At 45.7% G+C, this 21,553-nt stretch carries 17 protein-coding genes; 5 read left to right on the plus strand and 12 right to left on the minus strand.

Annotated features, from left to right (window positions below):
- Positions 1–279: 279 nt before the first annotated feature.
- The 3 genes from rpsI to zapE form a co-directional block, all read right to left on the minus strand.
- Entirely contained in the window at positions 280–672 is a 393-nt protein-coding gene (gene rpsI, locus OCU46_RS11905) for a 30S ribosomal protein S9 (RefSeq protein ID WP_141270783.1), read from the minus strand.
- 15 nt (positions 673–687) lie between these two features.
- Positions 688–1,116, minus strand: a complete 429-nt coding sequence (gene rplM, locus OCU46_RS11910; RefSeq protein ID WP_021714364.1) for a 50S ribosomal protein L13 — start codon at positions 1,114–1,116, stop codon at positions 688–690.
- Positions 1,117–1,382: 266 nt separating this feature from the next.
- Positions 1,383–2,501, minus strand: coding sequence for a cell division protein ZapE (gene zapE, locus OCU46_RS11915; RefSeq protein ID WP_141270784.1), 1,119 nt, complete (start codon positions 2,499–2,501; stop codon positions 1,383–1,385).
- Positions 2,502–2,619: 118 nt separating this feature from the next.
- Here zapE and zapG point away from each other — a divergent pair, with 118 nt between their 5' ends.
- The 3 genes from zapG (at position 2,620) to degS (ending at position 5,724) form a co-directional block, all read left to right on the plus strand.
- Positions 2,620–3,054 carry a Z-ring associated protein ZapG gene (zapG, locus tag OCU46_RS11920; RefSeq protein WP_141270785.1) on the plus strand — a complete coding sequence of 145 codons (435 nt, stop codon included), beginning with the start codon at positions 2,620–2,622 and terminating at the stop codon, positions 3,052–3,054.
- A 113-nt stretch (positions 3,055–3,167) separates the two neighbouring features.
- A complete protein-coding gene (locus tag OCU46_RS11925; RefSeq protein WP_141270786.1) occupies positions 3,168–4,538 on the plus strand; it encodes a Do family serine endopeptidase in 1,371 nt (456 codons plus the stop codon).
- Positions 4,539–4,641: 103 nt separating this feature from the next.
- Entirely contained in the window at positions 4,642–5,724 is a 1,083-nt protein-coding gene (degS, locus tag OCU46_RS11930; protein WP_141270787.1) for an outer membrane-stress sensor serine endopeptidase DegS, read from the plus strand.
- Positions 5,725–5,945: 221 nt separating this feature from the next.
- On the opposite strand, the gene parC is transcribed toward degS, so the two are convergent.
- The 6 genes from parC to nudF all read right to left on the minus strand — a co-directional run bounded on the left by parC (position 5,946) and on the right by nudF (position 12,911).
- Complete coding sequence (gene parC / locus OCU46_RS11935; RefSeq protein WP_141270788.1) at positions 5,946–8,198, minus strand: DNA topoisomerase IV subunit A; 2,253 nt, start codon at positions 8,196–8,198, stop codon at positions 5,946–5,948.
- 2 nt (positions 8,199–8,200) lie between these two features.
- Complete coding sequence (parE, locus tag OCU46_RS11940; RefSeq protein ID WP_141270789.1) at positions 8,201–10,081, minus strand: DNA topoisomerase IV subunit B; 1,881 nt, start codon at positions 10,079–10,081, stop codon at positions 8,201–8,203.
- A 326-nt stretch (positions 10,082–10,407) separates the two neighbouring features.
- Positions 10,408–11,001 (minus strand): esterase YqiA, encoded by a 594-nt coding sequence (gene yqiA, locus OCU46_RS11945; protein WP_141270790.1) that lies wholly within the window; start codon positions 10,999–11,001, stop codon positions 10,408–10,410.
- A complete protein-coding gene (cpdA, locus tag OCU46_RS11950) occupies positions 11,002–11,820 on the minus strand; it encodes a 3',5'-cyclic-AMP phosphodiesterase (protein ID WP_141270791.1) in 819 nt (272 codons plus the stop codon). It lies immediately after the preceding gene.
- A gap of 33 nt (positions 11,821–11,853) precedes the next feature.
- Positions 11,854–12,294 (minus strand): DUF1249 family protein, encoded by a 441-nt coding sequence (locus OCU46_RS11955; protein ID WP_141270792.1) that lies wholly within the window; start codon positions 12,292–12,294, stop codon positions 11,854–11,856.
- Entirely contained in the window at positions 12,276–12,911 is a 636-nt protein-coding gene (nudF, locus tag OCU46_RS11960; protein ID WP_141270793.1) for an ADP-ribose diphosphatase, read from the minus strand. The genes OCU46_RS11955 and nudF overlap by 19 nt, the downstream gene beginning before the upstream one ends.
- A 261-nt stretch (positions 12,912–13,172) precedes the next feature.
- On the opposite strand from nudF, the gene tolC reads away from it, so the two are divergent.
- Entirely contained in the window at positions 13,173–14,501 is a 1,329-nt protein-coding gene (gene tolC, locus OCU46_RS11965) for an outer membrane channel protein TolC (RefSeq protein WP_141270794.1), read from the plus strand.
- 154 nt (positions 14,502–14,655) lie between these two features.
- Here the strand turns inward: tolC and hldE are convergent, their stop codons facing one another.
- The 3 genes from hldE to OCU46_RS11980 form a co-directional block, all read right to left on the minus strand.
- The gene (gene hldE / locus OCU46_RS11970; RefSeq protein WP_141270795.1) at positions 14,656–16,086 is read right to left on the minus strand and encodes a bifunctional D-glycero-beta-D-manno-heptose-7-phosphate kinase/D-glycero-beta-D-manno-heptose 1-phosphate adenylyltransferase HldE; all 1,431 of its coding nucleotides are present in this window, start codon (positions 16,084–16,086) and stop codon (positions 14,656–14,658) included.
- Between the two features lie 80 nt (positions 16,087–16,166).
- The gene (gene glnE / locus OCU46_RS11975) at positions 16,167–19,031 is read right to left on the minus strand and encodes a bifunctional [glutamate--ammonia ligase]-adenylyl-L-tyrosine phosphorylase/[glutamate--ammonia-ligase] adenylyltransferase (RefSeq protein ID WP_141270796.1); all 2,865 of its coding nucleotides are present in this window, start codon (positions 19,029–19,031) and stop codon (positions 16,167–16,169) included.
- Positions 19,032–19,144: 113 nt separating this feature from the next.
- The gene (locus tag OCU46_RS11980) at positions 19,145–20,662 is read right to left on the minus strand and encodes a CYTH and CHAD domain-containing protein (protein WP_141270797.1); all 1,518 of its coding nucleotides are present in this window, start codon (positions 20,660–20,662) and stop codon (positions 19,145–19,147) included.
- Positions 20,663–20,849: 187 nt separating this feature from the next.
- Here OCU46_RS11980 and OCU46_RS11985 point away from each other — a divergent pair, with 187 nt between their 5' ends.
- The gene (locus OCU46_RS11985) at positions 20,850–21,530 is read left to right on the plus strand and encodes a TIGR00153 family protein (RefSeq protein WP_141270798.1); all 681 of its coding nucleotides are present in this window, start codon (positions 20,850–20,852) and stop codon (positions 21,528–21,530) included.
- Positions 21,531–21,553 lie beyond the last annotated feature (23 nt).

Raw genomic sequence — 21,553 nt, forward strand, 5'->3', positions numbered from 1 at the left:
GCACGGCTAAAAAATCAAACTTTGATTCTATTTTTATGAGGGAAATGATAAAGAAAACGCTACTTTAAGACAAGATAAAGCTACTTTTTTACAACATATCTGAAGCAAATCAGAGCATAGGTCACAAAAGAGGTGAAAGTGAAACATTCACTGCGGAAGATACTATGTAGAAAGGAGTTTTTGAAGAGGTAAAAAAACAAAAAGCCCGGTATAAAACCGAGCTTTTTTGACACAATTCCAACCAAAAGGTTGGAGCATTGCTCTTTCTGAAAAGAAAGATTAACGCTTCGAGAACTGTGGACGACGACGTGCTTTACGTAGACCAACTTTCTTACGTTCAACCTGACGTGCGTCACGTGTAACGTAGCCAGCTGCGCGTAGAGCAGGACGTAGAGTTTCATCGTATTCCATAAGAGCACGAGTGATGCCGTGACGGATAGCGCCAGCTTGACCAGAAATACCACCACCAGAAACAGTGATGTATAGGTCTAGCTTGTCTAACATTTCAACTAGCTCAAGTGGCTGACGAACAACCATACGAGAAGTTTCACGACCAAAGTAAACATCAAGGCTACGCTTGTTGATTACGATGTTACCAGCACCCGGTTTGATGAAAACACGAGCAGCTGAGCTCTTGCGGCGACCAGTGCCGTAGTATTGATTCTCTGCCATTTCCAAATTCCCCGATTAGATGTCTAGTACTTGTGGTTGTTGAGCAGCATGGTTGTGCTCAGCGCCAGCGTATACTTTTAGCTTACGGTACATTGCGCGGCCTAGAGGACCACGTGGTAACATACCTTTAACAGCTAGTTCGATAACCATTTCTGGTTTCTTATCGATCAACTTTTCAAAAGTGATAGATTTTAGACCACCTGGGAATTCAGAGTGACGGTAATACACTTTACCTTTAGCCTTGTTACCAGTTACAGCAACTTTCTCAGCGTTAACAACGATGATGTAATCACCAGTGTCACAGTGAGGAGTGTATTCAGCTTTATGCTTACCGCGTAGGCGAGAAGCGATTTCACTTGCAAGACGACCAAGAGTTTTACCTTCAGCGTCTACAACATACCAGTCACGTTTTACAGTTTCTGGTTTAGCAACGAAAGTTTTCATGCTAATAATAACCCGTTAATTTGAATTTAAACTAAAAGGAGCAAATGCTCCCACTGTCTAAGAGCCCAGTCATCACCCCTTCGAGTGGTGGCACTCTTTGGTAAGTTTCAATAAAGAAAATCACCTGCAGTAACGGTGGGTCGCAGGATTATACCGAAGCCTACTAAAAACGCAATCCTATTTGAGAGTTTTTTGAACGCTTTTTAGTGGGTAAAGACTGAGCATAAGGCGGCAGTGCTCCCATTATCACTGACTTTTGCATTTGACTAAGCAAGGTGCTCCTCAGCTAAATAGTCATTACTCTGCATCTCAGTGAGTCGCGATTCGCAACGTTGAAATTCAAATTCAAGTCGTCCACCCGCATAGAGCTCGGTCAAAGGCACGGCCGCTGCAATAATAAGGCAAACACGCCTTTCATAAAACTCATCAACTAAGGCAATAAAGCGCCTTGCTGCATCATCATTGCTCGCATCTAGCTTAGGCACATCGGACAACAATACCGTGTGATACTCCCTCGACAATTCAATATAGTCGTTTTGACTGCGTGCGGTTTGACACAACTGAGCAAAGCTTGCCATCAGCACCCCATTGTAAGCACTTAGCACTTCTAACTGCCTGTGATTCACTTCTATTGCAGATTCAGCCACTCCGCTTTCGACATTTATAGCACTCAAGGTTTCAAAATAGGTATCAAGGTTTTTCTGCGCCTGAAGATCTAACGGGTAATGATAGAGCTCAGCCTGCTGCAGTGTGCGCATGCGAAAATCATTTTCACTGTCTAATTCAAAGACCTGACAGTTTTTTTCGATCAATTCAATGGCGGGTAAAAACCGAGCTCGCTGTAAACCATTTCTATAAAGTAGGTGTGGCGGGATGTTTGAGGTCGCTACTAGAATAATGTTTCGCGCAAACAGTGCCTGGAATAAGGTGCCAAGCAACATGGCGTCTGTGATATCAGAGACAAAAAATTCATCAAAACAGATAATATCTGCTTCACTCTTAAACTTATCAGCCACAATCTCTAATGGGTCACTTTGTTGTTGCAGCTGCTTTAGTTCATCATGAACCCGATACATAAAGCGGTGAAAGTGCATACGCATTTTCTTATCGCTTGGATACAACTCATAAAAGCTATCCATAAGGTAGGTTTTGCCGCGACCGACTCCGCCCCATACATAAAGCCCTTGCGGCGCGACTTGCTCAAGCGGTTTTGGCTTACTAAACCATTGACGCCAGCCTTTCTTAGGTTCGGGAGCCGGCGTTTGGACATATTGCTCAAGCCGAACGTACAAGTTTTCAAATGCTTGCACAGCCTTGTGTTGCTGAGGGTCAAATTGAAAACCGTGATGCTCGATATCGTATTGATATTTTTCTAAGGGTGTCATTTTAGAGATGAACTACATTAGATTCTTTATTGGATAAGATTCTCATAGTAACATGAGGTATGTTGCAGTGTAAGAACACGGTAACTAGATTGTTAACAGAATAACAAAAGGAAATGCTATGCCTTGGATTTATGCGATCATCGGCCTGTTCGCGGGTATCATCATCGGTGTGATCATCTCTCGCATCACCACCCCGCAATATCAAAAACAGAAAGATTTACAAAAAGAACTAGAGACCTCTAAGTTTGAGCTTGAGCAACAGCGACAAGATTTGAATGATCACTTCTCTGAGTCGGCTCAGATCCTCGATAACATTGGTAAAGAATATCGCAAGCTCTATGAGCACATGGCGAGCACTTCCAACGAACTTCTACCGAATCTTCCAGCTCAAGACAACCCGTTTGCCGAGCGCCTTGAAGTTAAAGAAGGTCGTTCAGACACAAGCGCCTCTAACGATGAACCACCAAAGGACTACGCTAACGGTGCAACCGGTATGCTAAAGGAAGAGCAGAAAGAAATCTTGAAAGCTCCAGAAGCAATCAAGGCAACATAATTCAGTCTATTCAGAAACTTGAAGCTACTCACACGTTCTAGATTTTTATCTAGAAACGGAACTTGCTCGAATTTTTTATGTCTCAAACTTCATATTGTTTAAAGGAGTTAACGATGAAAAAACCTTTGCTTGCCTTGTCTGTTGTAGCCTTAAGTCTGGGCTCGATTATTACGCCACTGCATGCAGGCGCAGCCCTACCCGTCCAGGTTGAAGGCAACGAATTGCCAAGCTTAGCGCCTATGCTAGAGCGCGTATCACCAGCAGTGGTCAGTATTGCTGTCGAAGGCACTCAAGTGTCCAAACAGCGTATCCCTGAAAGCTTTCGTTTCTTCTTCGGGGACGAGTTCCCAACAGATCAAGTTCAAGAGCGTCCGTTCAGAGGACTAGGCTCTGGTGTAATTATCGATGCTGATAAAGGTCATATCGTCACTAACTACCACGTTATCAATGGTGCAGATACCATCAAGGTGCAACTCACCGATGGACGAGAATACGATGCAGAGCTTGTCGGCGGCGACAAGATGTCTGATGTAGCCTTACTCAAACTAGAGAAAAAGGCCAAAGGCCTGACCGAAATAAAACTAGCGGACTCCGATAAGCTTCGCGTTGGCGACTTCACTGTTGCGATTGGTAACCCGTTTGGCCTCGGTCAAACCGTTACTTCAGGTATTGTCTCGGCGCTGGGTCGCAGTGGACTCAACCTTGAGAACTTAGAAAACTTCATTCAAACCGATGCGGCCATTAACAGTGGTAACTCTGGCGGTGCGCTCGTTAATCTCAATGGTGAGTTGATAGGTATTAACACCGCGATTCTGGGGCCAAATGGTGGCAATGTCGGTATCGGTTTTGCTATCCCTTCTAACATGATGCGTAACCTAACTGATCAAATCATTGAGTTTGGTGAGGTTAAGCGAGGCATGTTAGGCGTGCAAGGTGGTGAAATCACCTCAGAACTGGCTGAAGCTCTAGGGTATGAGTCAAGCAGAGGTGCCTTCGTAAACCAAGTTATGCCAGATAGCGCTGCTGATGAGGCTGGCCTACAGGCGGGAGACATCATTGTCTCGATTGACGGTAAGCGCATTGATACCTTTAGTGAGCTTCGCGCTAAAGTAGCCACACTCGGTGCAGGCAAAGAGGTCAAACTTGGTGTTATCCGTGATGGTGACAAGAAAGAGTTTGACGTCACACTCGGCGAATCACAGATTCAGCAAACCAAGGCTGAGCAGCTTCACCCTGGGTTGACTGGTGCAGCGCTCAGTAACACTAAAGACTCTGATGGATATAAAGGTGTCAAGGTAACCTCTGTCGCAGAAGGTTCTCCAGCCGCTTCCTATCAGATCGAGCAAGGCGACATCATTGTTGGAGTTAACCGCCAAGTCGTTGCTAACCTTGGTGAGTTCCGAGATATCCTAGAAAAACAAGATGGTGTACTCGCACTTAACATCCAGCGCGGCGATCGTAAGGTCGTTATAGTCGTCAGATAAAGCAAACCATTGACTTAATTAGGGAAGCCCAGTGGCTTCCCTTTTCTTTACTTAAAATTGAGTGTTATGCTTTGTTGTAATACACCACACTCTTGAGGGAAACATGCTGAGATTTTTATTGCGCTCTATTTTACTTGGGTTGGTTGCCGCCGCCTTAGTGATTGCTGTGGTACCTGATCTGCGCAGTAAAATCATACCCGCTTCAAGCGAACCTCATGAAGCGCTCGTTGCATCCGGTCCAATTTCGTTCAATCAAGCAGTGAGACGCGCGGCTCCCGCTGTAGTCAATATCTACAGTCGTCAATACTCAGAAGACAATCGCAGCAAGCTAAAAACTCAGGGATTAGGCTCCGGCGTTATAGTCAATGACAAGGGCTACATCATTACCAATTACCATGTGGTCGCCAGTGCCGATCAGGTGATCGTTGCCTTACAAGATGGTCGAGTGGCTAGCGCCCAGTTGATTGGCCAAGACAGACGTACCGATATTGCCGTATTGCAAATCTCCATGTCAGATCTTCCTGTCATACCATTAAACCCGGACTACACGGCCAAGGTTGGCGATATAGTGCTTGCGATAGGTAACCCATATAATCTTGGGCAAACCACCACCTTTGGCATCATCTCAGCAACTGGGCGCTCATCAATAAGCACAGATGGAAGACAAGCATTCATTCAAACCGATGCTGCCATCAATGAAGGTAACTCAGGTGGCGCTCTGGTGAACTCTCAAGGCGAACTCGTCGGAATCAACACTGCTTCCTTCCAACAAGCCACTGATCTTGAAACCTACGGGATCTCATTCGCCATTCCGGAAAAACTGGCTTCGAAGATTATGAATAAAATCATTGCTGATGGCCGAGTCATCCGAGGCTATATTGGCGTTGATGGTCAAGATATCAGCTCTATGACCAACCGTTTACTCGCTGGAAACTTCACAGGTGGAATTATTGTCCTTGGCGTTGAACCAGGAGGTCCGGCAGATAAAGCAGGCATCAAGGCACAAGACATCATAGTGAAAATCGGAGATATGGTTGCAGACAATCGACAAAATGTGATGGATGCAGTGACGGATGCACGCCCAGGAGCCGAAGTAAAAGTCGTGGTCGTTAGAGATGGGAAGCAAAAAGAGCTAACCGTTGAAATTGGTGAGGACACCAGAAACTTCACTCCGCAAAACAATTAATAAGTAATAAAAAAACCGCCGAGGCGGTTTTTTTATTATTGAAGTAAAGTCAGATCTACTTATACCAATCACAGTAAGTAAGTGATCAGAAATAGCGCAGGAAAAACACTGGATAACAAGGCAGAGTTTTTGATAAGTAGTTATTCTACATTTAAAAACTCTAACGCCGTTATCGAGTGTTTTAACAAGCTAGGATGAGCAATTATTTGCTACGATTGGTATTACTCTTTGGTTTGCACTTCTATCTCAGTAACTCGCTGCAAGCCGCGCGGTAGCATTGCACCACGGCGCCCTCTTTCTCCCCTGAAGTTTTCAAGGTCAGCAGGCTTAAGGCCAAGCTTACGTTTGCCCGCATAGAGAGTAACGGTTGCATCAGCAGGGATAGAAATCAACTGAGTAACAAACTCTTCTCTGCTTTTCGCTTTTGCAGAAGGAATGTTGATGATTTTGTTGCCCTTACCCTTACCAAGCTGCGGCAGATCTTTTATTGCAAAGATCAGCATACGACCTAGATTGGTTATCGCTAAGATTTCATCACTCTCAAGGTCTGATATCGCACTCGGTGACATGATCTCCGCCGCCTGCGGCAGGTTAACTAACGCCTTACCACTGCGGTTCTTCGACAATAAGTCACTACCACGGCAAACAAATCCATAACCGGCATCAGAACCCACCAGCCATAGTTGCTCGTCATCGCCCATCAGAACCTGTCGAATACTGGTTCCAGTCGAGACATTCAAGCGCCCAGTAATTGGCTCACCCTGACTTCTTGCAGAAGGCAGTGAGTGCGATTCCAATGAGTAGCTTCGTCCATCAGAACCCAAGAACACGGCTTGTTGATTACTCTTACCTCTTGCTGAGGTAAGGTACTTATCACCCGACTTATAGTTCAGTGTCGATGCATCAACCTCATGCCCTTTAGCATGACGAATCCATCCCTTCTCAGATAAGACAACAGTAATTGGCTCGCTCGGTAGCAGGTCTTTCTCAGTCAGTGCTCTTGCTTCAGCACGTTCAACAATTGGAGAGCGGCGATCATCACCAAACTTATCGGCGTCTGCTTTTAGTTCTTTCTTAAGCAACGTATTCATGCGGCGCTCAGAGCCAAGCAACAACTCTAGCTGTTTACGCTCTTTTTCTAGCTCATCTTGCTCACCACGAATCTTAAATTCTTCTAGCTTCGCCAATTGACGCAACTTGGTATCCAAGATGGCATCCGCTTGAATTTCAGAAATCTCAAAGCGGGACATTAGAACAGCTTTTGGTTCATCCTCGGTACGGATAATCTCAATCACCTCATCAATATTCAGATAGGCAACCAACAAACCCTCAAGGATATGCAAGCGAGCCATGATCTTATCAAGGCGATACTGCAAGCGACGACGTACTGTTGCACGACGAAACTCAATCCACTCTTTTAGGATCTGAACAAGACCTTTTACCTGAGGGCGCTTGTCTAGGCCAATCATATTCAGGTTAACGCGGTAGTTCTTCTCTAAATCCGTTGAAGCGAACAAGTGATTCATTAGCTGATCGCAATCCACACGATTTGAACGTGGCACTATCACAATTCGTGTTGGGTTTTCATGATCAGATTCGTCACGAAGATCGTCCACCATAGGTAGCTTCTTCGCACGCATTTGGTTGGCGATTTGCTCAAGTAGTTTAGAGCCCGAAACCTGATGTGGCAGAGCGGTGATAACCACATCACCCGCTTCTTTGTGCCATACCGCGCGCATCTTGATACTGCCACGCCCAGTACGATAGATCTTTTCAATATCCGTTTTCGGCGAGATGATCTCAGCTTCTGTTGGATAATCAGGCCCTTGCACGAACTGCATCACATCTGGCAATTCTGCTTTTGGATTGTCAATTAAGGCCATAGTGGCATCAGCCACTTCACGTACATTGTGTGGTGGTATGTCGGTCGCCATACCAACGGCAATACCGGTAATGCCATTAAGCAGAATGTGCGGCAGACGTGCTGGTAACATCTGAGGCTCTTTCATCGAGCCATCAAAGTTCGGTTGCCATTCAACCGTGCCTTGACCTAATTCTCCAAGTAGCACCTCTGCAAACTTCGAAAGCTTAGATTCGGTATAACGCATCGCAGCAAAAGATTTAGGATCATCCGGAGCACCCCAGTTACCCTGACCATCAACTAGCGGGTAGCGATAGGTAAATGGCTGCGCCATTAATACCATGGCTTCATAACACGCTGAATCACCGTGTGGATGGTACTTACCTAGTACATCACCCACCGTACGTGCTGATTTTTTATATTTAGCAGAGGCCGATAAACCGAGCTCTGACATCGCATAAATAATACGGCGCTGAACCGGCTTTAGGCCGTCGCCGATGTAAGGCAATGCACGATCCATGATCACGTACATTGAGTAATTTAGATAGGCGTCTTCGGTGAACTTACGCAGTGGAAGCTGCTCTACGCCATCGTATGTTATCTCATTCGACATTCTTATACCTCGGCCATATCGCCGTTACTTTGTAGCCAATGACGGCGATCATCCGCGCGTTTTTTGCCTAACAGCATGTCCATCATTTCCATTGTCTGCTCATCATCGTCTATGGTCAGTTGTACTAGACGACGAGTATTAGGATCCATAGTCGTTTCGCGAAGCTGTAGCGGGTTCATTTCGCCCAAGCCTTTAAATCGCTGAACATTGATCTTGGCTCTCTTCTTACTTAGACGCTCAAGCACCCCTTCTTTTTCATCTTCATCAAGGGCGTAAAACACCTCTTTACCACAGTCAATCCTGAACAGTGGTGGCATAGCAACGTAGACGTGACCTGCACGCACCAGTGCACCAAAATGACGAGTAAATAGAGCGCAAAGCAGGGTTGCGATATGCAGTCCATCCGAGTCCGCATCCGCTAAGATACAGATCTTACCGTAACGAAGACCATCAAGGTTTTCAGTATCTGGGTCGATACCCAGGGCGACAGAAATATCATGAACCTCTTGTGAGGCCAGAACCTGATCGGCACTGACTTCCCAAGTATTAAGGATCTTACCGCGCAGAGGCATAATAGCTTGAAACTCACGGTCGCGAGCCTGCTTAGCCGAGCCACCTGCAGAGTCACCCTCCACGAGGAAGAGCTCGGTACGAGCTAAATCTTGCACGGAGCAATCGGTCAATTTGCCAGGAAGTGCCGGACCAGAAGCCACCTTCTTACGTACTACTTTTTTGCTGGCTCGCATTCGACGATGTGCATTAGCAATACATGCCTCAGCTAATTGCTCTGCAATATGTGGTGTTTCATTCAGCCAAAGACTAAATGCGTCCTTCACTACGCCAGAAACAAACGCTGCACACTGACGAGAAGAGAGACGCTCTTTGGTTTGTCCTGCAAACTGCGGGTCTTGCATCTTAATCGACAGCACGTAAGAACAACGTTCAAAGACATCGTCACCGGTCAGCTTTACGCCACGTGGAAGTAGATTACGGAATTCACAGAACTCACGCATCGCATCCAGCAGTCCCTGACGCAGACCATTAACATGAGTACCACCTTGAGAGGTAGGGATCAGGTTAACGTAGCTTTCTGTGATCAGCTCGCCACCCTCTGGCTGCCAGATAATCGCCCAGTCAGCGGCCTCTGTTTCAGCAGAAAACTGCCCCGTAAATGGGGTTTCTGGAAGCAGGGTATAACCTTTAACGCCTTCGGCTAGGTAATCTTTAAGGCCACTCTCGTAGTACCATTTATGATCATTGCCGTTCACTTTGTCGCTAAAAGTGATTTCAAGACCTGGACACAGAACCGCTTTGGCTCTTAGATTGTTAATCAATCGAGTGACTGAGAAATTGCCCGAATCGAAGTATTTACTGTCTGGCCAGAAGTGAACACTGGTACCACTGTTGCGTTTGCCACACGTGCCAACCACTGTCAGGTCTTGAACTTTGTCGCCATGTTCAAAAGCAATCTGATAGACCTGTCCGTCACGACGAACATTCACTTCAACGCGTTTCGAGAGTGCGTTTACAACAGAGATACCTACCCCGTGCAAACCACCTGAGAACTGATAGTTCTTGTTAGAGAACTTTCCGCCCGCATGCAGCTTACATAAAATAAGTTCAACACCTGACACGCCTTCTTCTGGGTGAATATCCACCGGCATACCACGACCATCATCAATGACTTCTAGAGATTGATCGGGATGAAGAATAACTTGTACTTTGGACGCATGCCCTGCTAACGCTTCATCGACACTGTTATCGATAACTTCTTGCCCAAGATGGTTGGGACGCACAGTGTCGGTATACATGCCCGGGCGACGGCGGACTGGCTCTAGGCCATTTAAGACCTCTATCGCCCCAGCGTTATATTGTTCAGTCATAATTTGAAAATTTACTCTTGGCGTTGTTAAACATCGCTTCTCATCAATGAGAAAAGTCGCAACCTATTTGGTTGGAGTGTTTCTGTATGTCGAAACTCAGAAACCCTGACTAGCACCACACGGATGCAAATAGCTGTTTAGCGTTGAATGTAGATGAATTGAGTTTGGAGTGTTCGTAAGTCTTCCACAAACCGCGATACAACTTGGCTACATTACATAGTCTGGCGCTGTGGCAGTTATGTCAAGTTTGCACTGACTTCCTGATTAAAAAGCATGATGATTGTGTGCTATTCAAGCAATTCACATGCAATGAGTTTACGGATTGCCTAGAGTTGAAGAAACTCTACTATTGCGCTTGGGTAGCGCTCAAACCCAACAAAACTATGATTTCCACCCTCTTCGACGGTCTGTTTACAGCCTTGGTACTTGTCTACCGCTTGCTGATAATTCAGGACTTCATCGCCCTGCTGCTGTAGCAACCAAAAGTCTGACGTATTGGTAATCTCTGGCACATCAATAGCTCGAAGCTGCTCAACATGCTGAGGCTCTAACAGATATTTTTCTTGAGTGTATGGATTTAGCTGTGGTCCTAAGAAATCTTGTAGCAGTTCATAAGGCTTGGCGGCGGGGTTAACCAATACCGCTTTAAAACCGTATTTTTTGTTTAGCCAGGTCGATAAGTAGCCACCCATAGAGCTACCCACTAATCCCACTTGATACTCTGAGGTCAGTTCATCACATAACTGTTCAAGCATTTGAACACAAGGCTCGGGATAAACAGGTAATTGAGGTGCGACAAAGCGAATATCCGGTCGATATTCCGCGCAGAACTCAGCCATAACCTGCGCCTTAAGCGATTGCGGTGAGCTATTAAAACCGTGCAAATAAAGAAGTAAGGCAGGCTTGGATTGAGTTGGCATCTAGTAGCCTTCAGCCTCAAAGTCAGGGATAAAACAGCCCTCTTCAAGACGATAAACTTGCGAATCTAATTGACCATCTTTATGCAATTGCAGATGGCGCCAACCCGGAGACAAGGTATCTAAAGCAAATTCGTCATTATTTGCTTTAAATTGAATACAGGTTGAAGGGGTTGCTAGAACTCGTACACCGTTGTGCTTTTTCTCAAAGTCTTGATGCACATGCCCACCCAATACCGCACGAACATTTTGGTGACGCCCTAACACTTCCCAGAATTGATGAGCGCGTTGCAATTTATGCTGATCTAGCCAAGCGCTGCCAATAGGCAATGCGTTATGGTGCAATAATACTAAGGTATGTCGCTGGGGAAATTCAGTCAGTTTATTATCGAGTAGCTCTAGCTGCTCCGCTTCTAGATAGCCGTGCGGCAGACCTTCAACTTGGCTGTCTAGCATGATTATTTGCCAATATTCTCCAGCCAGTACATGCCCTACTTCTTGAATTTGAGGTGAAGGTAATACACTGACCATATTCGATTTTTGGTCATGGTTGCCAGGTAACCAATAGCACTGCTTTTCAAGGGGTTTAATACCATCCGCAAAGCGAGAATAGGAAGCCGCAGAGTGATCTTGAGAAATATCCCCCGTCGCGACAATTGCGTCAAACTCAACGTTTCGTTCAACGATATCGTTTACCGTTGCTACGAAGCTCTGGCCTGTATTAACACTTAGCAGACACCCTTCGTCATCAGCGAATAAGTGTGTATCTGTAATCTGTACTAATTGGACGGTCTCTTCCGTCGCAACTATCTGTGGTTCCACAATCTGTCTTTCCAATATTATTTTTGCCTGAGCTCACAGTAAGGGCTCTCTACTGATACCCATTTTTAGGCAGAATGTCAGCCAGTCTCCAAGGAATTGATTGAGCTGGTGCTTTTCATCCTTCTGCATCATTCTTTTGTTGGGATAATCGTATCTTGCATGAATTACCCTCATTTTTTCACTTGCACATACTTCTGCAACCCTTGCATCGTGATATAAGCGCACAGTCATGTGCGGAAGTGGAAAAGTGGGAGCTTCATCACACTGAAACACATCAACTAAGGTCGTGTAGCGAGTTATCTCAAGGACATTTATCTGATAAACCTGAGATTGAACTTGATAAGTTCTCTTGTCTCCGACTTCGGGTTGGCGAGGAAGCAGTGCATTTAATTTGGCATAATTGGTCTCGTACAGGCGCATGAGCCCTGCAAAATCAACATGATAATTTGAACCCACTAGCCTTGAACTGCCCATTGTGCCCTCAATTGTTGGTGATTCAGCATCAGCCATTGAATGGTAATAATTGATGCGGCGTTCTCGATTGTACCATTTTTAACCATCTCATAAGCTTCTTCTCTGGTCAAAATATGAACCCGAATATCTTCGCCTTCAGATTCCAAACCGAACACACCTGCCGATGTAGGCGCTGTAATCAGCCCAACAAACAGCTCTAATCGCTCTGAACATCCACCAGCAGAGGGATAATAACCGCTAATATGTTCTATATGAGTCACGTCGAGACCCGCCTCTTCCACCGCTTCTCGTTTTGCTACATCTATAGGATTTTCACCTTCTTTATCCAGCATCCCAGCAACGATTTCCAACTGCCAAGGTCTTTCCTCGCCCAAAGCGCCAACTCGTATCTGCTCTACCATTACCACCTGATCGCTCACTGGATCGTAGGGCAACATGGCAACGGCATGCCCACGTTCAAATAGCTCACGCTCTATCTCTTCGCTCCATCCTCCCGCAAACAATCGATGACGAAACTTCACTTTAACTAAACTGAAAAAGCCTTTAAACAAGGTGTCAGTCGCAAGGATTTCGACGTCATCATTATGAAAAGTAGGATAAGAGCTAACATTTGACATAAAGGTTCTCTGCAGTAAGTGAATGAACAAACCTACCAAGTGTAGACAGCGTTGACCATCAAATTACTCCCACGTCTTCAGAAAGATTACCGCAGGCTTCTATAAGATGATGAAAGTTTTGAGCTAAGACAGGTAACAATAGGGTTTTTATTCGTTTTTGTAGTACTCTATACAAGACTGTGTAAAATCGACTCACATAGAAGCACAGAACTATAATCTAGTTATTAAACACGAATTTAAGTAGCAGGAAGAGTTACGACAATGAAGAAAGCGCTGTCCATTTTAGTATCAGTTTCACTAGGTGGGTTATCTCTACCCACTATGGCGGAGAATCTAGCTGACGTTTACAATCAAGCCAAGAATAGCGATCCAACGCTTTTACGCTCTGCTGCTCAACGTGATGCAGCTTTTGAGTCCGTCACCTCATCGCGCAGTACCTTGCTACCTCAAATTAGCCTCACAGCAGGTTATAACTATGGCGAAGGCTATGATACTGGTAGTGGTGCTCCAAAAACTGATGCCTTCACTGCAGGTATCGGTCTTAGCCAAGAGCTTTATCAACGCTCTAGCTGGGTAACCCTTGAAACTGCAGAGAAGAATGCTCGTCAGGCTGACTCGGCGTACGCTGCACAGCAACAAGACCTTATTCTTCGAGTAGCTACGGCTTATTTTGAAGTACTGCGTGCTCAAGACAGTCTAGAGTTCGTTCAAGCGGAAAAAAGTGCCGTTGAGCGCCAACTTGATCAAGAAAAGCAACGTTTTGAAGTAGGCTTATCTGCTATCACCAACGTTCATGAAGCACAAGCAGAATACGATAGCGTTTTGGCGGAAGAAGTTATTGCTCGAAATGACTTAGTAAATAGCTATGAAACACTTCGCGAAATTACAGGTGCCGGTCATCAGAATTTAGATATTCTCGATATTGAACGCTTCTCTGCTTCTAAATCAGACAAATCCACCGATGCACTTGTGGATCAAGCTCAAGTTCAAAACCTGAGTCTGCTTGCAGCACGTATCAATCAAGATATTGCTCGCGATAACATTCGCCTAGCAAGTTCTGGCCACTTACCATCATTAACCTTCGATGCGAGTGCTGGCTATGGCAACGGTGAAATTAGCGGAACTGATGTTGACGATACTAACTACAACCTAGGTATTAACCTTTCTGTACCTCTTTATACTGGTGGTAGCGTTACGTCTCAGGTTAAACAAGCTGAGTACAACTATGTAGCAGTAAGTGAAGACCTAGAAGCGTCTTATCGTTCAGTGGTGAAAACCGTTCGTGCATCAAACAACAACATTGATGCAACCATTGGCTCTATTCGCGCGTTCGAGCAGTCTTTGATCTCTGCAGAATCAGCACTAGCCGCGGTAGAAACTGGCTATGAAGTAGGTTCGCGTACTATCGTAGACGTATTAGACTTTACCCGTCGTGTGTTTGAAGCAAAACGAAACTTGTCTGATGCTCGTTACAACTACATCATCAGTGTGCTTCAGTTAAAGCAAGCAGTAGGTACTCTTAACGAACAAGATATTCTTGAGATCAACAACGGCTTGAAGGCTCCAACATCGGATCCACTTGCATCATAGTTGAGCATGTTTGATTAACACGTATTAAAAAGGGCTGGTCAATGACCGGCCCTTTTGTTTTATTGCGAGGAGTAAGTATCATACCCATCGTAGTAAAAAACTGTTCATCCTAGCTTGTTAAAACGCTATTGCTGAACACTTACTGTGATTGGTGTTATTCTTTACCGCCCTTAATTGCTTCAATGATCTCTGTTGTCGAACAGCCATCTTCAAAGTTCAACACTTCTACTCGACCGCCCGCTTCAATCACTTCTTTACCACCGGCAATCTCTTCAGGCTTGTAGTCACCGCCCTTAACTAATAGATCAGGGAGGATCTCAGAAATTATGCGCTGTGGGGTGTCTTCGGAAAATGGTACCACCCAGTCTACCGCGCCTAAACCCGCTAACACGGCCATACGGCGATCCGTCGGGTTTACAGGTCTAGCAGGGCCTTTCAAGCGTTTAACTGAATCGTCCGTGTTGACCGCAACAATAAGGCGCTCACCCAACTCGGCAGCATGGTTGAGATATGAAACATGACCTGCGTGCAAGATATCAAAGCAACCATTAGTCATGACTACCTTCTCACCCTTAGCTTGTGCTTTTTTCACCGCCTTAATCAGTGCTGCTTCACCAATTACGCCATAGTCAGTATCCTGAGAGCCGTGTACTGCCTCTGCAAGTTCAATAGTAGACAGAGTTGAGGTGCCTAGCTTACCGACAACAACTCCAGCAGCAGCATTGGCTAGCGCACAAGCTTCATCTAGAGGCTTACCTGCCGCGACAGATGCAGCTAGTACAGAAATGACTGTATCTCCTGCACCAGTGACGTCATACACCTCTTGTGCTTGTGTTGGAAGGTGGAATGGTTTCTGGCCTCGACGCAGCAGAGTCATACCATGCTCACTACGAGTAACCAGTAGAGCTTGAAGATCAAATTTTTCGATCAAAGCCAACCCTTTCTCTGCCAACTCTTCATCATCTTTCACCGACCCAACTACATGCTCAAATTCAGACATATTAGGGGTGAGTAATGTGGCGCCGCGGTAGCGCTCGAAGTCTGCACCCTTAGGGTCCACAAATACAGGGACGCCTGCCTGATTTGCTTTATCTATCATTGCTCGAGAGTGCTCTAAAGCCCCCTTAGCATAGTCAGACAAGATCACGGCCTTCACCGTATTTAAAGATAAGTCCATGCGAGAAATTATCTGCTGTGCGTCGACCTGCTCAAATTTATCTTCAAAATCTAGGCGAATCAGCTGCTGGCCACGACTCATCACACGAAGCTTGGTGATCGTTGGGTAATCAGGAAGAGAAACAAAGTCACATTGTACTTTAAGCGCATTCAGTTTCTCAGTCAGCACTCGCGCCGGCTCATCGATACCCGTTAAACCTACAAGATGAGTGCTTCCTCCAAGCGCTGCAATATTCATGGCAACGTTAGCAGCACCACCTGGTCGCTCTTCATTGTTTTCGACTTTGACTACAGGTACGGGAGCTTCTGGAGATATACGTCCAGTAGGGCCATACCAATAGCGATCTAACATGACATCACCGACAATTAGAACGCCCGATGTACTGTAGTCGGGAAGAATAGGCTTCATATAGGTTCCGTTAAGAATTTTTGTTTACAATTCTAGCATAGCTAGGGATATATCAAAGTGGCGCTAACCATTTGAGCAATTTAACTTTGTTGTGCTTCTTTCATCCATTCACGCCACATATCAATCACTAGTTGACGCTGCTCAACAAACTTATCTAAGGCAACATCTGCGTCAAGATTCAATAGATTGCGTCGGTGCGTTTCATTACGCATCGTTGTATAAGCCTCTGTTAGGCTTTTTGCTTGCTCAAGAGAAAGTATCTCGACATCAACCAAGCTCCCAAGGATCCGCACATTATCGGACCACTTCACAAGACTCGGGTGCTGATGAGAGAAATTAAGTACCCAGTATTGCGCTAAGAATTCGATATCGGTGATCCCTCCAGGATCCTGCTTAATCATAAATCGATCGTTTTTCTTGCCACCTAAGTGATCGCGCATTTTCTCGCGCATTTTGACTACTTCATCTCGCAACTGGTTCTGCTCACGCGCCAAACAAAGGACCTTATGTCTAACCTTAGCAAAGGAGTCGACTAAGATAGCATCACCATAAATTGGACGAGCACGAACGATCGCCTGATGCTCCCAAGTCCACGCTTCTGTCAATTGATACTCCTCATAAGACTCAATAGGGCTGACCATCAAGCCAGATGCACCAGAAGGTCTTAAACGAGTATCCACTTCATAAAGGATCCCTGACGCGGTTCGAGTAGAGAACAAGTGGGTAATACGCTGAGCCAGACGAAGATAGAACTGCCTGCCATCAATGGACTTATCGCCATCGGTATAGGCCGACAATGGGCAGTCATGAACAAACACAATATCAAGATCGGAGTTGTAGCCTAACTCCCATCCGCCTACTTTTCCGTAGCCAAGTACAGCAAATCCACGGCCATCACGGTTTTGTAAATGATTAGGCTCGCCATATTTTGCCGACATCTGATGCCACGCCTGATTAACAACTTGCTCAACAATAGCCTCGGCTAAATAGGTCAAGTGATCGCTAACCTGCATAACCGGCAGTACGCCGGCAATATCGGCAGCCGCAATACGTAAAATACAGGTTTGCTTAAATTGTCGTAACGCCTCCATTTGCTGCTCCATATCCTCTTCAGGAATACGAGCAAGGTAATCTCTTAACTCTGACTTGTAGCTGCTAAGCTCAACAGGTTTATACAGCTGCTGTGGGTCTAATAACTCATCAAGCAATATAGGGTAACGGCCCAATAGCTCGGTAATCATTGGGCTAGCAGTACAAAGCCTCACTAGCTGATCAAGGGCAGCGGAATGCTCATCTAGTAGCTCTAGGTAGGTCGTTCGGGTGACGATCTTAGACAGTACAGCCAGTACGCGCTCTAAACCAAACTCTCCCTCGGGGTGATTCAATACCGCATGCAGCAGCTTGGGCATTAGGTTTCCGACCACTTCGCGTCCTCTAGGGCCTAAGGTCTTTTTACCTAGATCGGTTTTAAAGTTACACAAGCTAGTCGAAAGCTCTGAAAGCTGCTTTTCTTTTACGTCGATAGACAGCTCTTGCAGGATATGAATTACCTGCTCTGGCTCTTTCGCTAGACTCCACATTTCCATGTAGACAGAATCTATCTCTTGCCCCTGCTCTTCTTCATCGCCAATCAATGATTCAAATACTTGGTGCACATTGACCATATGCATATCTAATTGAGTCTGCATTTCGAGATAGCTAGCAAAGCCCATCACAGCGGCTAATCTTCTTTGATTCTCTTCATCATCAGGAAGAGTCTGAGTTTGCTTGTCCTCCATCGCCTGAATGAGATTCTCAAGGCGACGCAAGAACTTGTAGGCTGACATCATTCCATCTACATCGCTTGGCTCAAGCAAATGCTGAATCTTTATCGCCTCTAGAGTTTCAAGTAAGCCTCTGCCACGTAGGCTCGGCTCTCGCCCTCCGCGAATTAACTGGAAGACTTGGGCAATAAACTCAATCTCACGAATCCCACCAGGCCCGAGCTTAATATTGTTGGTTAGGCCACGTCTGCGCACTTCGCTACGAATCATCGCCTTCATGCGTCGCAATGATTGGATAGCGCTAAAATCAATATATCTACGGAACACAAATGGGCGCAGCATCTGTCTTAGCTCTTGGTACTGAGGGTACATTTCTCGCCCCATTACCCGAGCTTTGACCATGGCGTATCGCTCCCAGTCACGACCCTGCTCTTGATAGTAGTCTTCTAAAGCGGCAAAGCTCATCACTAATGGGCCACTTTCGCCAAAGGGGCGAAGTCGCATATCTACGCGATAACAGAATCCATCAATTGTCACTTGATCCAACGATTTGATCAGGCGTTGCCCTAGACGAGTAAAGAATTGAGCATTGGCAATAGAGCGCCTAGCACCTTCAGTTTCTCCATTTTCAGGGTAAGTAAAGATGAGATCGATATCCGAAGAAAAATTCAGTTCGCCTCCTCCAAGCTTACCCATACCAATGATCAGCATAGGTTGCTCGATACCTTGTGAATTTTTGGGTGTACCCCATAGGCGGGCGCAGTCGGCATAGTGCCAAGCGTAACTCTCGAAGATCATCGCTTCTGCCAACATAGAGACATGTGAGAGGCTTTCTTCTACCGACCAAGCCGCTACGATATCACGCCAAGCAATAGTGATAAGCTCATGATTGCGAAAGAGTCGAAGCGCCTTCATTACCGCATTTTCATCATGGCACTCTGCCAAGCGCTGCTGAAGGTCATCTCGATAGTGTTCGCATCGCTGAGCGCTATCCAGCATCTCTGGAAGTTTCTGCAACAAGGACTCATCACACAGCAGTCGTTCATAGATAAACGAACTAAACTCAATCACCCTTTGTAGTTCTTCCAGCCTTTGTGATGGCCATTGTTCAATAACCGAAGGATACTTTTCACTAAGCTGTTGATATCTATTTATTTCGACTTGATCTGGGTGGGAATGCATGAGGGCTCCATTGTTGCGTCCAAGCAATATTAACTAGAGCATAAAAAAGCGCTTACCCTAGGGCAAGCGCTGTGACACTGAAATGTGTTTCAATACATAGGAAACTATGGAATCTATGACTTCCAGTATGGCTGAACTTCCATACACATAGCTCTGGTTTGCTCCATGGCATGCAATATTGAGGCTTGCTGTCGCTCTAACCAGCGTTGCAACTGCTCTTGCTCTTCACCTTCAAGCTGACCGACTAATTCACGCACAGGCGCCAGAGTTAGCAGCTCGTCTATGCCTTGTGACAGATCCGCCCATGGCAAGCGAAAGGCTTGGCGCGTTTCCTGATCGTACAGCGCCGCAAAGCAGATACCCGAAAATAAACTTCTATTTAAATGATAGTGCTCATCTATATAGTCTTCTGGCGTTAGTGTTTGCTCAACGGGGAAAGCACTCACTAGCTCTGCCCAGGTACGATCAAGTTGATTTTGAGAAAAGCTCATCAAATTGCCCGACATCGCATTGCTTGCCTTTTCATCCAAGAATGGTTGCCAGCCTTTGGTTAATACCCAGCGACTTAAATCCAGGATAATGCCAGTGTAACGAGCCGACTCTAGCAACTGTAAAACTTCGTCCTCTGACGGCAAGTCATCGCGCATAACCTTCAGTTGCTTAACCAGTGCCTTCTGAGCATCCAGTTTACGCAAGGCATGACCTCTGTCTTCTGTTAGGTCATCTAGATAATCTGCTGATTTTATCCAACCCAACTCTTGCTCTAGCCACTTTAGCTCTTGTCTCAAAATGGCACTGGCGCGTCTTGGGACTATACCGCCAAAGACAGCAAGGGTTTGCCTAACAAAGCTCAACGAATAGCAAATCTCATGCAGGCAATCCATAGAAGGCGATTCTACATAGGCTTGCTCATGATAGAGCCAGTGTGCCAAAGCGTATTCCAAAGATTTGATAAAGCAGCTTTCTACATTGTCTTGCTGAGTCACCTCAACTAAGCCCAACGCTTTCGCTTCACTACCGGTAAACCCTTGTGCTAGGCGATAGCCACGAGCGGCCTTACTAAGGTTACCAAGACGCATGCCACCATCTTCACAAAGCTGTCTTGCCAGAGTAAACAAGGCATCGGTTTGACCCGACTTAAGCTCAAGCTCTACCTCGCAGATAGGCGAACTCTTGTCTCCAGCCACAACTAGGCCTTGGTCAAACGCAACCTCAACTTGGCTTCCATCAGCCATACCCACCAGCCACAACTCGCGGGTGAAATTAGTCGCAAACAAAGGCTGCAGTTGCTCACCAAGATCCTTGATGCTGCGGCCATCAGGCCAAATCTCTTCTGGGTGCAGGGATAGGTCTGGATCATCGCTGGTGTGCTCAGCGTTATACTCTGGGCGTTGATGTAAACCAGCCACGACTCGGCCTGAAGTTTTCACCGTTTGCACATAGACGTCATCAAAGCGACGAATGCGCATTCCTATATCGTGTTCACGCAACCAGTTATCTGGGGTATCAAAATAGATATTTCCGAGTTCTCGGCTGCTATGTTGAAGAATTTTATTGTGCGGAATTTTCTCTCTCAGAACTTCTGAGAATTGTGGTGAAACAAAAAATTTCAGCTCTATTTCAGTTTCCATAATTCACTCATAATCGACTGTCTAATGCAGATTAAGTCGAAAAGAGTTTATCAGCAAGTGACATTCCCCTGATCTAAATCACGAAAAAAAGCACATTTGTGCACTTTTAAGTCACAGAAACCCTTTTAATACGAAAAAAACCTATTATAGTTACACCCCAGCATGACAATCACATGACAATACAAATATGCCAGTCAATACGATCATGGGTTTATTCGCAAAATCGCCAATAAAACCACTGCAACAACACGGAGCGAAGGTTTACGAGTGTGCTTCACTTTTGCCTGAATTCTTTGCTGCCTCTAATGCCAATAATTGGGAAAAGGCGGCCGATTACCGCCAACAAATCTCTACATTAGAAAAAGAAGCTGACACCCTCAAACGTCAGATTCGTTTGCACCTACCTACTGGCCTATTCATGGCATTTGATAGGGGTGATCTGTTGGAGTTGTTAACTCAACAAGACAAAGTAGCCAACATTGCTAAAGACATCTGTGGCCGTGTTCTAGGCCGAAATCTACTTATACCTGAAGCTTTGCACGAAGAATTCTTAGCATACGTTAAACGTTGCCTAGATGCCGTAGGGCAAATGCACAAGGTAATCAATGAGTTAGATGAATTGCTAGAGACAGGCTTCAAGGGACGTGAAGTGGATCTGGTAGAGTCTATGATCGATGAACTCGATCGTATTGAAGACGATACAGACCAAATGCAAATAGATTTGCGCCGAAGCCTCAGAGATATAGAAGATCAATACAATCCAATTGATGTGATGTTCTTGTACAAAATCCTCGAGTGGGTTGGTGGAATTGCGGACCAAGCACAACGTGTTTGTGCCCGTCTAGAATTGATGATTGCACGTAGCTAATCATTCTCCACCCCATTTAACTA

Origin of the sequence: Vibrio comitans, assembly GCA_024346835.1 — a bacterium.
GTDB classification, from domain to species: Bacteria; Pseudomonadota; Gammaproteobacteria; order Enterobacterales; family Vibrionaceae; genus Vibrio; species Vibrio comitans.

Excerpts from the sequence above, each read along its gene's own strand:
- parC (WP_141270788.1), bottom strand. The coding sequence starts at position 8,198 with ATGTCGAATGAGATAACATACGATGGCGTAGAGCAGCTTCCACTGCGT.
- nudF (WP_141270793.1), bottom strand. The coding sequence starts at position 12,911 with ATGTCAAATGTTAGCTCTTATCCTACTTTTCATAATGATGACGTCGAA.
- rpsI (WP_141270783.1), bottom strand. The coding sequence starts at position 672 with ATGGCAGAGAATCAATACTACGGCACTGGTCGCCGCAAGAGCTCAGCT.
- zapE (WP_141270784.1), bottom strand. The coding sequence starts at position 2,501 with ATGACACCCTTAGAAAAATATCAATACGATATCGAGCATCACGGTTTT.
- OCU46_RS11955 (WP_141270792.1), bottom strand. The coding sequence starts at position 12,294 with ATGGGCAGTTCAAGGCTAGTGGGTTCAAATTATCATGTTGATTTTGCA.
- yqiA (WP_141270790.1), bottom strand. The coding sequence starts at position 11,001 with ATGCCAACTCAATCCAAGCCTGCCTTACTTCTTTATTTGCACGGTTTT.
- OCU46_RS11985 (WP_141270798.1), top strand. The coding sequence starts at position 20,850 with ATGCCAGTCAATACGATCATGGGTTTATTCGCAAAATCGCCAATAAAA.
- tolC (WP_141270794.1), top strand. The coding sequence starts at position 13,173 with ATGAAGAAAGCGCTGTCCATTTTAGTATCAGTTTCACTAGGTGGGTTA.
- OCU46_RS11980 (WP_141270797.1), bottom strand. The coding sequence starts at position 20,662 with ATGGAAACTGAAATAGAGCTGAAATTTTTTGTTTCACCACAATTCTCA.
- hldE (WP_141270795.1), bottom strand. The coding sequence starts at position 16,086 with ATGAAGCCTATTCTTCCCGACTACAGTACATCGGGCGTTCTAATTGTC.
- degS (WP_141270787.1), top strand. The coding sequence starts at position 4,642 with ATGCTGAGATTTTTATTGCGCTCTATTTTACTTGGGTTGGTTGCCGCC.
- zapG (WP_141270785.1), top strand. The coding sequence starts at position 2,620 with ATGCCTTGGATTTATGCGATCATCGGCCTGTTCGCGGGTATCATCATC.
- glnE (WP_141270796.1), bottom strand. The coding sequence starts at position 19,031 with ATGCATTCCCACCCAGATCAAGTCGAAATAAATAGATATCAACAGCTT.
- OCU46_RS11925 (WP_141270786.1), top strand. The coding sequence starts at position 3,168 with ATGAAAAAACCTTTGCTTGCCTTGTCTGTTGTAGCCTTAAGTCTGGGC.
- parE (WP_141270789.1), bottom strand. The coding sequence starts at position 10,081 with ATGACTGAACAATATAACGCTGGGGCGATAGAGGTCTTAAATGGCCTA.
- rplM (WP_021714364.1), bottom strand. The coding sequence starts at position 1,116 with ATGAAAACTTTCGTTGCTAAACCAGAAACTGTAAAACGTGACTGGTAT.